Annotated in this window: 11 protein-coding genes; all 11 read right to left on the bottom strand. The window is 44.8% G+C overall.

The features are described from left to right. Positions 1-329: 329 nt before the first annotated feature. A complete protein-coding gene (locus U9Q77_04835; GenBank protein MEA3286682.1) occupies positions 330-632 on the bottom strand; it encodes a HigA family addiction module antitoxin in 303 nt (100 codons plus the stop codon). 9 nt (positions 633-641) lie between these two features. Beyond that, positions 642-923, bottom strand: a complete 282-nt coding sequence (locus U9Q77_04830; protein MEA3286681.1) for a type II toxin-antitoxin system RelE/ParE family toxin — start codon at positions 921-923, stop codon at positions 642-644. 543 nt (positions 924-1,466) lie between these two features. Further along, entirely contained in the window at positions 1,467-2,828 is a 1,362-nt protein-coding gene (locus U9Q77_04825) for a sodium-dependent transporter (protein ID MEA3286680.1), read from the bottom strand. Further along, positions 2,815-3,183 carry a DUF5683 domain-containing protein gene (locus U9Q77_04820; protein ID MEA3286679.1) on the bottom strand — a complete coding sequence of 123 codons (369 nt, stop codon included), beginning with the start codon at positions 3,181-3,183 and terminating at the stop codon, positions 2,815-2,817. Before U9Q77_04820 ends, U9Q77_04825 begins: the two co-directional genes overlap by 14 nt. A gap of 191 nt (positions 3,184-3,374) precedes the next feature. Further along, positions 3,375-3,755 (bottom strand): Rid family detoxifying hydrolase, encoded by a 381-nt coding sequence (locus U9Q77_04815; protein MEA3286678.1) that lies wholly within the window; start codon positions 3,753-3,755, stop codon positions 3,375-3,377. Between the two features lie 81 nt (positions 3,756-3,836). Beyond that, positions 3,837-5,090 carry a diaminopimelate decarboxylase gene (gene lysA / locus U9Q77_04810; GenBank protein MEA3286677.1) on the bottom strand — a complete coding sequence of 418 codons (1,254 nt, stop codon included), beginning with the start codon at positions 5,088-5,090 and terminating at the stop codon, positions 3,837-3,839. Beyond that, entirely contained in the window at positions 5,090-6,526 is a 1,437-nt protein-coding gene (gcvPB, locus tag U9Q77_04805) for an aminomethyl-transferring glycine dehydrogenase subunit GcvPB (protein ID MEA3286676.1), read from the bottom strand. The genes lysA and gcvPB overlap by 1 nt, the downstream gene beginning before the upstream one ends. Further along, positions 6,523-9,138, bottom strand: a complete 2,616-nt coding sequence (alaS, locus tag U9Q77_04800) for an alanine--tRNA ligase (protein ID MEA3286675.1) — start codon at positions 9,136-9,138, stop codon at positions 6,523-6,525. The genes gcvPB and alaS overlap by 4 nt, the downstream gene beginning before the upstream one ends. Before the next feature lie 657 nt (positions 9,139-9,795). Further along, positions 9,796-10,365 carry a hypothetical protein gene (locus U9Q77_04795; protein MEA3286674.1) on the bottom strand — a complete coding sequence of 190 codons (570 nt, stop codon included), beginning with the start codon at positions 10,363-10,365 and terminating at the stop codon, positions 9,796-9,798. A gap of 84 nt (positions 10,366-10,449) precedes the next feature. Next, the gene (gene lepB / locus U9Q77_04790) at positions 10,450-11,346 is read right to left on the bottom strand and encodes a signal peptidase I (GenBank protein MEA3286673.1); all 897 of its coding nucleotides are present in this window, start codon (positions 11,344-11,346) and stop codon (positions 10,450-10,452) included. Between the two features lie 124 nt (positions 11,347-11,470). Then, the coding region (gene ggt / locus U9Q77_04785; GenBank protein ID MEA3286672.1) for a gamma-glutamyltransferase at positions 11,471-13,207 on the bottom strand (1,737 nt) is incomplete at its 5' end.

Raw genomic sequence — 13,207 nt, 5'->3', positions numbered from 1 at the left:
TACAGAATTCCCTGTGTACGCTTCACCTGTCTTGTTCGCCACTATAATCATGACTCCGCCACAGGCGCAACACTCGGTACAGGTGGGTGGCTAACCCTTACCTGATTGGGACTTGCACCCTATAAGACACGCCGAGCTTTCCTCGGCGCGATAACGTCCCGCGCTTAAGCTGCCTCATAACACATTCTCAATTTGTTCAAGACACTGTATCCCTGTACATTATTCTCCTCAACCACTCCCCTGTTGTGGGTCAGCTTGAAGCAGCTTGTTAGCTCGCTTTTTTTGCTTCCATGGCATTGTATCCCCAAAATGAGCCGTTCCTTTTATAATTAGATATGGACGAAAGCGTGAATTTGGTTTTCAAGGATTGGTGCAATACGATCTTTTTCAAGTTCTAAATCATATCTAGCTTGCAGATTCAGCCAAAAGCGCTCTGATAAACCAAAATATTTAGATAATCTAAGTGCAGTATTGGGAGAAATAGCTCTCTTTCCATGAACGATTTCATTGATTCGGCGTGCTGAAACATGAATGTCCTTTGCAAGCCGGTACTGACTTATTTCCATAGGCTTCAAGAATTCTTCCATGAGGACTTCGCCTGGATGTATCGGATCTAATTTTTTCGTAGTCATAATATGCTCCTAATGGTAATCAGTTATTTCCACATTATGGGCATTGCCCTTGTCCCAGATAAAGCAAATCCGCCATTGATCATTTATCCTGATACTATGTTGGCCAGATCTTTTTCCATGTAGCTTCTCGAGATGATTGGATGGAGGAACACGAAGGTCAGAAAGGTGGTCTGCAGCATCAAGTACGTTAAGTTTTCGACTTGCAATGCGTTGAATATCTGTTGGTAATTTTCGAGAACGTATCCGTTGAAATAGTTTTTTTGTTTCTTTTGATGCGAAAGTCTTAATCATCTTGTTGAATGATAACGTATTGCGATAATAATGTCAAGCGTTATTGTTTGAATATTCCTTTCTTTTAAGTCGAGCTAACTATGATTATACGGTTCCGCATAAGACCTGAAACACTGCGTTGGCGTCTGCATAAGCAATTTTTTCAAAATATGTATTTTCCTGATGCTGAACTTCATAAGCGGTTTGCTGAAATATTTATGTGCTTTATACTGATCCGCATAAAAGGCTCGACACAATATAACTCGAAATATGATTATAGAATAGTGGCGATTCATGAATTTCCCCTCCCGTCTTTTTAAATTCGTGCTCAAAGGTAGCCTAAGCAGGAATAATTTCAATGATTATGGCTTAGTACCAATTGTCCCCTCGGGAAGCTGATTCGCTGGGGACGACTTGAGATTCACAGGGATGTGAAACTGTGTATGCTATCAGGATATGTTTAACCTTGCGGAGGCTTGGAGCCTGCGCAAGGTGGGGTTCTTGGAGCTAAATTTTAGCCTTGCGGTGATTGGGAACCAGCGCAAGGTTTATGCAAATATTATTTTAGATAATACCCAGGCTATTTAAGAGAACCAAAGTAATGAGTACTGGAGCAATGAACTTGAGAAACAGGAACCAGATCCCCTCGAACCAGGGATAGGTCTCAAATAATTGTTCAGCACCTTCTTTCACTGCAGCCATTACTGCAGTGCGTGACCAGATCCAACCGGCAAAAATGGCAATCATCAAGCCACCAAAAGGCAACAGAATGTTTGAGGCTGTAAAATCGACAATATCAAAAAATGTTTTATCAAATAAAGTGACATCAGCCATAATATTAAAGGATAAGGCTGAAGGAATACCCAAGAGAAAGATCGTTCCACCAAAGGCGATGACGGCTCCTTTCCGATTCCACCCTTTTTCGTCCACAAAATAAGCTACCACCACTTCCAACAGTGAGATTGCAGAAGTTAACGCCGCAATAGCCAGCAACAGGAAGAATAGGAATGAAAAATAGACCCCCCCCGTCATGGTCGAAAACACTGCTGGAAGGGTTTGAAAAATCAATCCTGGACCAGCAGCCGGATCCAAACCTGAAGCAAAGACCGCAGTAAAGATGGCTACACCTGCCATGATCGCAATGAGTGTATCCAAAAATACGATTTGAGCGGCAGAAGTGATTAGATTATCCCGCTTAGACATATAACTACCATACGTTAGCATGGCCCCCATACCCAGGCTCAGAGTGAAAAATGCGTGTCCCAGGGCAGTGAGAACAGCCTGGCCGTTAATTTTACTCCAGTCCGGAACCCACAGAAAAGCCAGTCCTTCTGAAGCGCCTTCCAGGGTCACTCCTCGAATAATGAGAATGACCAGGATCGACAACAAAACCGGCATCATAATCTTACTGGAGAGCTCTATGCCCCCCTGCACTCCCCTGATTACAATACCCATAACCAAAGCAAAGAAGACGGAATGATAGCCTAGAGTCCAGGTGGCACTGCCTGATAAAGTTCCGAACAAGGCACCCGCTTCATCCGGACTCTTGAAACTTGACAGTGACCCTCTGAGCGTTTCCACCACATAGCCAATGGTCCAGCCGCCTATGACACTGTAGAATGAGAGAATCATAAAGCCGGCAGCAACTCCCAGGAAACCAACTGAAACCCATATTTTTGATTTTGTCAGGGCTGCAAAGGCACCTACGGGATTTTTTTTAGTGGTGCGACCAATGAGAATTTCTGCAATAAGCACGGGAAAACCGATTATTCCAATGCAGATCAAATAGATGAAGATGAAGGCTGCTCCTCCGTTTTCACCGGCGATGTAGGGGAATTTCCAAATATTACCCAACCCAACTGCAGATCCGGCTGCAGCCAGGATAAATCCAAAGCGTGACCCCCAGGCTTCTCTATTCTGTGTCATCTATACTGTCCGTTTCCTTTGGTTTAATGAGTTCGGTTTCTGGTAACGCCTCCGTGCTGATCCTGTATTTTTCAAAATCCCACAACTGTGCATCCACATAGGCATCCAGAATATTCATGGTCCAGGTCAAGCTCATGAGCCAGATCTTGTCATTCCGAATGCGGTGGAGGGATTTATCAGCTGGATCAACCTGATAAGCTTCCTGAGCATTAAGATATTCGTAAGTAAAATAGGCAAAAACACCGGAAAACAAGATGGCCTTTAGCGGATGCTGATTATAGAGCTGCCCAGCACCGGGGATGATTGAATACCATAATGCTTTACTGGGACTTTTTTGGCGTGATGAGTCAACCATTGTAGAATCCTGGGAATACCCGATGGTTAAGATCAACATGGAAAAAATCAGGATCGTCTGTTTTCGAGCTATTGACAAAATAATGTTAACGAATTTCGTAAAATATTCTCCCTGAACATCATTGGTTGTTGAGTTTTCTCATGAGCAAGAATTATTTGGAATGGATATTATTAAAATATCTTGGACTGATGTCACTTATGAGCGATCATTTCAATTTCCACATCTGTTCCCAGCGGTAGTGCCACTACCTGGATCGCTGCCCGTGCCGGGGCGTCGTCACCAGGAAAGAATTCACCGTAAATCTTGTTCAATTCGGCATACTTACCCAGATCCGTGACAAATATGTTGGTTTTGATCACTTTTGAAAAATCGCTGTCTGCTTCCTCAAGGATGGCCTTGAGATTGTGCATTACCTGATATACGCGGTCTCCAAAAGAGGTTTCAACCAGTTTGCCAGTGGCTGGATCAAGGGGGATCTGCCCAGCTGTAAAGATCAGCCCATTGTATTCAACAGCCTGACTATAGGGTCCCAGGGCAGCTGGAGCTTTGTCGGTGTTAATGATATTCTTCATGTGAAATTCCCATCCTTTTTTATGAATTATATTGGTTGTCACTTCAAAACAAAATGAAGTCCGTTGATACTGTCGGTTCCGTCAATCTTCACGATATAAAGCAATCATTTCCTCAAAGGTTTGACGACGTCGGATTAACCTAAGCTCACCTCTATCATTGACCAATATTTCAGGACTCAACGGTCGTAAATTGTAGGTCGACCCCATAGAACTGGCGTAGGCACCAGCAGAAGCGATAGCGACCAGTTCGCCACTGGCCAGATCAGGTAATGCTCGATCTTTGACCAGTGCATCTGAACTCTCACAGACCGGTCCCACAACATCGCCCACTTTGGAATTCGCCCGGAACTGATGAGGATAAAAGCCGTGGTAGGCATTGTACAGAGCCGGACGGATCAGGTCAGTTGTCGCACCATCAATCACCATGAATTGGTGCTCGCCATTTTCTTTGCAACCCAGAACCTGAGCCAGCAATACCGCACTGTTCGCCACGAGAACCCGACCGGGCTGGATGTGAAGTTGATACTGTCCCAACTTGGCCATCGCCTTATCAGCAAAGGATTCCAGGTAAGGTGTGGTGGTGAGAATATCTTCAAATGGTTCGGAGTAGTTTACGCCAAAACCGCCCCCGAAATCAATATGTCTTATCGTTATCCCTGAATTTTTCAGTTCTTTTGAATAGAGGGCCAGATAATCGATCAGGTCATCGAAGGGTTGGGGTTTGAGGATCTGAGAACCGATATGGCAATGCAGTCCAGCAAAATCAACATTGGGATATTTTTGCGGGTGAGCCAGAATAGTGGCGATCAGCTCTGGCCCCATGCCGAATTTATTATTTTTAAGTCCTGTGGAAATATGAGGATGAGTCTGAGGATCAATATCCGGATTCAAACGCAGCAGGACTGATGCTGTCTGTGCGCTTTCGGCTGCCTTTGCATTCAATAGTTCCAGCTCAAATTCACTCTCTACATTAAAGTGAGCTATATCAGCTTCAAGAGCTAGAACGATCTCAGAGGTGGTCTTCCCCACACCAGCGTAATTGATCTCGCTCCCGTGAAATCCCACATACCGAGCCATTTGCAGCTCACCGCCTGAAACAATATCGACACCAATACCATAACTTTTGAATAGCTGCATGATCACAGGATTCGAATTGGCTTTCATGGCATAGGAGACCTTAAAGCCACGATCAATAAAACAGGATTTCAGAACTGAGGCATTGCGGTGCAGAATTGCTTCCGAATAGACATAGCTTGGAGTATCGTGGGCTTTTGCCACTGTTTCCAGATCAACGGAATCGCAGTGCAAACGATCATTGATATAGTGGAAAGGCATTACCAGCGCACATTCAAATTGCGATTGGCATAAGTCTCATCAACCCGGCCAACTGGTGTATTGTGGGGCGCTGTGAGCAGTATTTCCGGATCATGTTCCACTTCAACCGCGATCTGTTTCATGACTTCAATAAAACGATCCAGGGTCTCTTTATTCTCGCTTTCAGTAGGTTCGATCATCAACGCTTCTTTCACGATGAGCGGGAAATACATGGTGGGTGAATGAAATCCATAGTCCAGTAGTCGTTTTGCTATCTGGAGCGCATTGACGCCTTTTTCTTTCTGCGCTTGAGCAGAAAGCACGAATTCATGCATACAAGTGCAGTCATAAGCCAATTCAAAGACATCTTTCAACTTATGCATCAGATAATTCGCATTAATGATGGCGGCTTTTGATACATTTCTCAGTCCATCAGGACCCAGCATCCTGATATAGGTCCAGGCCCTGATCAAAATCCCAAAATTACCGTAGAAACCATGAACGCGACCTATGCTGTCAGGAAAATCATAATTCAGTTGATAACTGCCGCCAACTATTTCAACCCGGGGGTGGGGCAGATAATCCATCAGCTTTTCATTCACACCGATGGGACCTGAACCCGGTCCACCACCACCATGCGGTGTCGAAAAGGTTTTGTGCAAATTCAAGTGTGTAATATCAAAACCAAGGTCAGCCGGTCTGGCGATTCCCAGCAGAGCATTCATATTGGCGCCATCCATGTACATCAGACCATCGACCCCGTGAATTAATGCGGAAATTTTAGTGATATTTTCTTCGAATAGACCAAGTGTGTTTGGATTTGTGAGCATAAAACCGGCGACCTGATCATTGATCTTCGCTTCAAAATCATCCAGATCAACCAATCCGTCGGCATTACTGCTAACCTCAACAACTTTATAACCAGCCATGGCGACTGAGGCTGGATTGGTGCCATGAGCGGCATCCGGTATGAGAATGACATCCTTATGACCATGACCTCGCAACTCATGGTACTTGCGCATGAGCAGAACGCCCACCAACTCGCCTTGTGATCCGGCGGCCGGTTGCAGCGTGAAGGCTTTCATCCCGGTTATGGCGCAGAGCTGTTGTTCCAGATCATAGTAGACCCCCAGTGTACCCTGTGTTAACTCAGGTGGCTGATAAGGATGTATTTCGGCCAGCGCTGATGAGGTCCAGTCGTTGATCTTGGGGTTGTATTTCATGGTGCACGAGCCAAGGGGATAAAGATCTTTGTCAACATGATGATTTTTGGTTGACAGGTCAACGTAATGGCGCACTACTTCCGGCTCGGAAACTTCCGGTAAGTTTGGAGCAACTGATCGTAAATATTTGGAGGGGATCAGAGTATCCAGTGCCAGCTCAGGTACATCCAGGTCAGGGATCGATGTCCCTATTTGACCAGGAGATGATCGCTCAATGATTAGTTTTGTTTTCATCCCAATAGTGCTCCTATCATGTCATAGACACCTGCAATAGTATCTGTTAAAGCTCCGGCATCTTTACCCCCGGCTGTGGCCATCTGGGGCTTACCGCCCCCTCCACCACCAAGCTGTTTTCCAAGTTCGCGGACAATATTACCAGCCTTAAGTTTGTGCTGAGCGATCATATCATCGGAGACAACACACACCACATAGGGTGATCCGTCAATAACTGTTCCAAGGACTCCTACCCCACTTTTCAATAACCGCAAAAGCTCAGAGCCAAGATCCTTAAGTGCCTCTGTATCAGGCACATCAACCACATCACTTACGACTTTTACACCAGCGATGGAACGCGCTTTCGTGACGATATCAGACAAAACTGAAGCAGCCTGATCGAAAGACAACTCCTTGACCTGTTTCTCCAAAACTTTTTTCTCATTGATGAGAAGTTGAACTTTCTGGTCCAGATCACCAACAGTTGAATTAAGCAGATGGCGGAGGTGGTCAACTGCCACTCGATCCTGTCTGGCTCTTGTTTCGGCTGTAATTCCGGTTACGGCCTCTATTCGACGTACTCCAGCAGCAATGGCTGATTCTGATTCGATCCTGAAGGAGCCGATATCACCAGTAGCCTGAACGTGTACACCGCCACATAACTCGTGGCTGTACTCGCCAAATCTAACCGTTCTGACCTGATCACCATACTTTTCACCAAAGAAAGCCAGAGCCCCCTCTTGACGGGCAGCATCAAAACTTTGTTCACGAATACTGGCAGAATTATTATTACGGATCTCAGTATTGACCATTTTTTCAACTGTTGTGAGTTCTTCACCAGTCATTTTCTCAAAGTGGTTGAAATCGAAACGCAAATGTTCGGCATTAACCAGAGAACCAGCCTGTTTGACATGGTCTCCCAATACTTTTCGGAGAGCAGCATTCAATAGATGAGTCGCACTATGGTTGCGGATAATATCATTGCGACGTTCAACATCGATCTCAGCGATGACCGGTTCTTCATTAAGCTCTCCCGATACCAGTCGGGTCTCATGGATGATTGAATCTCCGTCTTTTCTGGTGTCCAACACCGACAATTCCATTCCACTATTGAAAATTCGACCTGTATCGCCAACCTGACCACCACTTTCGGCATAGAAAGGCGTTTCTGTCAGGATCACATAAACCTTATCATCATTTTCCATGATCTGGGTCATAGAAGTGTCCAGTCGCTTGTGAGTGTAGCCATGAAAGCTGGAGTGCACTCCTGGTTTCAAAACTCGCCACTCAGCACCTTTGGATGCAGTTTGCTTGAACTGGGTCGCCTGACGCGCTTTTTCACGTTGTGCGGCCATGAGAGACTCAAAACCGGCAACATCTACTTCAAGCCCTTCTTCTTGTGCCATGAGGCTGGTCAGGTCTACTGGAAACCCAAATGTGTCATAGAGTTTGAATACATTCTCGCCAGAGATCGTTTTTTCGTCTCTAGCCAATAAGTCTTTTACCAGTCCCGAAAAGATCTGCAGTCCACGATCCAGAGTCTGACTGAATGAATCCTCCTCTGATTTGATCACTTTCTGGATATAGGCTACCCGTTCATGTAATTCAGGATAGGCATCGCCCATGATCTGAACCACCGTGGGTACCATTTTATAGATGAAGGCTTCATTCATACCAAGATTACGCCCATAGCGAGCAGCCCGACGCAGGATCCGACGCAGCACATAGCCACGACCATCATTGGCTGGCAATGCTCCATCGGAGATTGAGAAGGTCAACATTCTGATATGATCAGCGATCACGCGGTGAGCCATTCCTGCTGTCCCTGGGTCATAAGGTATCCCACTGAGCTCAGTGATCTCATCCAGAAGAGGAGTAAACAGGTCAGTGTCATAATTACTGTTCTTACCCTGTAGAAAGGCGACTATTCTCTCAAGTCCGGCGCCTGTATCAACGTGTTTATTGGGCAACTCAGTGAGCGATCCATCACTTTCCCTGAAATATTGGATAAATACCAGATTCCACAGTTCCATAAAACGGGGGCTATCGGTATTGACACCTAATTCGGGATGTGAGCCATCAATTGCCGGATCTCCACCAACATCAACATGAATTTCTGAGCAGGGACCACAGGGACCGGTCTCACCCATTTCCCAAAAATTATCTTTATCACCGAAGCGCAGGATATTGGCTTTGGGAATATCGGTAATAGTGGACCAAAGCTCAAAAGCCTCATCATCGTCCTTGTAAACCGTGGCGTATAGCTTTTCTCTGGGGATCTGCCAAACATGAGTAAAGAGGTCCCAGGCCATTTTGATGGCGTCTTTCTTGTAGTAGTCACCAAAACTCCAGTTACCCAGCATTTCGAAGAAAGTGTGGTGATAAGTATCCCGGCCGACTTCTTCCAGGTCGTTATGTTTTCCACTGACCCGGATGCACTTCTGGGAGTTTACAGCGCGGGGATGATCTGCAGTTTCAGTCTCCAGAAAGATGCCTTTGAACTGATTCATACCGGCGTTGGTGAATAACAGTGTGGGATCATCAAATGGAACCACACCGGCACTCCGCACGAATTTGTGGTTACGATCTTTAAAATATTGAATAAACTGGTTTCGTATATCTTGTGAAGTCATTGTGCCTCAGTGAGTTAGAAATATTACTTAAATAATTATCAACTTAATAGCAAAGAACGCGCTATTATAATTAGGACACTAGTAAAATGGAAGATAGAAAAATGCACTGAAACAAATCAACGCTTTCATGATTTACAGACAAATATTTCGGGATATTGACCCTCTGATATGTAATATTTATGGTTCATCGTCATAATGCGTACCTGGATACAATCATTGAAATTGGGGGCCTGTAAAATATTCTGGGGTACAAAGGTATAAGGGTATAGAGCCTGTGTGAAAACTTCATTGCGCCGGAATAATTGCTTGCTAATATTAGCTTTGGTTATCTACGTATAGTGCAATTATTATTAATACTTACCCCAGGCTTCAGCCTGGGGGTTATAAAAACCTTAATAAAGGAGGGCTTTAGCCCTACAATACTGGGCTAAAGCCCTAGGAAATAGTAGGTTATCATATCCCCAAGCTAAAGCATGGGGTAAGCGTTGTCCCTATTCCCACACACCCTCTATACCCTTATATCCCTAATATCCTCGTCTCCAGGTACGCATTTGGGGGAAGAGCCATATTTATAAGTTGATGTTCAGATTGAATGGTTTTATTTCAGTATGACGAACATGAGTTCATGCGGCTCTTCATGGCCGGTTTAATAATCAATTATTTTAGCGATGATTCAAACTCTGAGAAACCAATAGAACCTTTAAATTTCTTATATAGCGGCTTCCCACTATTAATTTCATTTAAAAGAGCTGTGTTTAAAGCAGCTTTGCTTAGTCCGACTTGAACAACCACCTTCCAAGAGCCATCTTCTTCTTCATGAAAATATCTCTGATGAACGATAAGTCCACCAATAGTTTGTGTATTCATTGCTTGAACAATTGATCCCACAGGAGAAGACTTGTGAACATCCGCTGATTCACTCCCGATGATTGAATATTCATGTAATGTCCGAGTTACTTGCTGTGAGATGCCACTTGAAATAAAGGTGGTTGCTTCTGATCTAGCACTGGATTCGGCCATCTCTCTGATACTGGATTGTCCACTTCCAACAGCGTAGATATTTAATTCGTCGTCATTGACAGGAAATCTATACCAATCTGGCATAGGGTCAGGTGAAACCATGGTATTTACACCTGGTTTACCAGCAACATCGTCCAGAGTACTGGAACAACTCATGCACAAACTGATGGTTACCATGACAACTAGAAATAGTCTTATACACTTCACTTTTTTCCTCCAAGGTTATGATTCGCACGAACTATTTATGCAAGGAGATATTTATTGCTACAACTGCTTAATAACTACCAGATACTAATCAATTAATCTGAACATACGGCTCGGGCGAATTTTAAAGAGTCGTTTAAGTAAGTTAGGTTCGGTCTGTTCCCAACTAAGGTAGGTCAAGATGGCTTCTCCAATGATGTTAGACTCAGGAACCAGCCCCCAGTAACGACTATCATGCGAATTATCCCGGTTGTCCCCCATCATAAAATAATGGTTTTGTTCACAAACATAGTGATCAACTGTGACACCATCAACCTTTAGCCCACCGCCAATACCGGGTCTGACCTCATGTCCTTCAAGTGAAATGACATTTACAGCCTGATCCAGATTATCCCGTCTGAAATCCAGGGTGTCACCAGCTTCTGGAATATATAGAGGTCCGAAATGATCTCGGTTTCCAAAGCCTTGAGGGAAAATCATTCTTTCCTGATATTCATCATCGTATAAATTTAGTTTTGAAGCCCGACCATGTTCAGGAAGCGGAAATTGAATCCCATCGATAAAAACATCCTTGTCCCTGATCTCCAGAGTCTGTCCCGGACCGGCAATACAACGTTTGATATAGTTAAGGCTGGGATCCAGAGGTCCGATCTGGCTGGCTGGCCAACGGTCGTTGGGATACCGGAAGATGACCACATCACCCGTTTTGGGCTGTTCAAAACCGGGTAAGCGATAGTAAGGCACTGAAAAGCCAATATTGGTCCAGGGGATACCGATCCAATCCGGTGTTCGAATTCCATATATAAATTTATTCCCCAGGATAAAGTCACCGATCTTAATAGTGGTTTCCATGGAACCTGTAGGAACATTATAAGCTTCAATGACCGTTGCTCTAAGAATCAGTACTGATACAATTATGTGCAAAAGACCACGAAAAGCACTCCCGCCTTTGGATTTCATAGCCTGTTTTTCTTTTTTACTCAATGCTTCTTCTCCTGATCTAATGACCGGTTCATATTAAAACGGCAATACGATTTCAACGGTATAATTTTTAATTTGTTCAAGCTTTTCCTGATTACACTATTTTTTTGTGTCAAACATAAAATCACTAATAGGCCATGCCATGAGAAGCCAGCCGGTAATCTGGTGCACCGACCCAACCACCAAAAATACGATCTTTGGAAATGGCATTGACTTCACCATAGGCAGATCGGGGTTTCAACTCGTACCCCATCTGCCGGAGTAATTCAGCAGTATCTGCGCTGATGGCACGGGGACCATACTGGATCACATCCGGACGCCATTGATGATGAAATCTAGGGGCATTAACTGCATCTTGCAGCGCCATTCCATAGTCTACCATATTGTTTATTACCTGCAGCACTGAGGTGATAATTGTTGAACCACCAGGCGAACCGAGCACCAGAACCACCTTGCCATCTTTATTCACAATGGTAGGAGTCATACTGGAAAGCATGCGCTTTTTGGGTTGAATGGCGTTGGCCTCATTACCGATGAGTCCAAAAGAATTTGGAGTACCCGGTTTGGCACTAAAATCATCCATCTCATTGTTCAGTAAAAACCCGAAACCCTCAACCGTGACATAGGAACCAAATGACCAATTCAGGGTTGTGGTCACGCTAACGGCATTCCCCCATTGATCCACAACTGAAAAATGAGTGGTCTCTTCACTTTCGTGTCTTGCAGTTGTGATATTCGCTAACTCACTATCATTCAAGGGATAGATAGAATCACTTGGTGTGGCTGATGTTGGTTTGTAATCTTTCATCCGTAGATAAGCATAGGCACTGGACAATAATTTCTCAGTGGGAACCTCAAAGAAATCGGGGTCACCCAACCAGACGCTGCGGTCAGCGTAGGCTCTTTTTTCAACTTCAGCCAGCATGTGAATATGATCGGCTGAATGCCAGCCGATTGAATCAAATGACATGTGTTCAAGCATATTCAACATGGAGATCAAGGCTATTCCGCCGGAACTGGGCGGTGGCATGGATAAGACCTCAAATCCACGATAGTTTCCCACAGCCGGTTCTCTAAGTTTTGGAATATAATTTGCCAGATCCTCTGGAGTGAAGGTTCCTCCGTATTCTGTACTGCTTTTCACCAATGCCTGAGCCACTGCCCCCTCATAAAAACCTGAATTGCCCTTTTTCTGGATCAATTTCAAGGTTTTTGCCAAATCGGGTTGCTTAAAGAGATCTCCTGGCTGATATAGATCACCGTTGCGACAGAAAATACGACGTGTTTCATCAAAATCGGCAGCTGCTTGATTCAACCAACCAAAGGAATAGGCCAGATCATAGGGAATATGAAAACCCTTCTTTGCCAGGTGGATAGCGGGCTTCATTACTTTAGAACGGCGCATTGAGCCATACTCATCCAGAGCTAACTGCATTCCGGCAACTGTACCAGGAACTCCTACCGCCAATCCACCCTGAATACTTTTACCAGCAGCAACTTTGCCACTATCATCCAGAAACATATCGCGATGAGCTGCGCCAGGAGCCATTTCCCGATAGTCCAGAGCGGCTTTGCGACCATCAGCCATCTGGATCATCATAAAGCCTCCCCCACCCAGGTTTCCGGCTTGAGGATGGGTTACAGCCAGCGCATAGGTAACAGCAACTGCTGCATCAACAGCATTCCCGCCGGCTTTGAGGATTTTAATCCCGGCCTCACAAGCTTCCAGGTCATGGGCTACAACGACCCCGTTTTCACCGTAAATAGCTGGCTGTGAGGCAAATATCTGTGAAAGCAGTGCGATTAAGAGAATATGGGTCTTCAGGAATTTCATGGTGATCTTTCTTCTATTTAATTTGAAACG

It is taken from the genome of Candidatus Neomarinimicrobiota bacterium, from assembly GCA_034716895.1.
In the GTDB taxonomy this organism is placed as follows: Bacteria; Fidelibacterota; UBA8477; order UBA8477; family JABMPR01; genus JABMPR01.
This window is presented reverse-complemented; position numbering and strand designations above follow the sequence as displayed.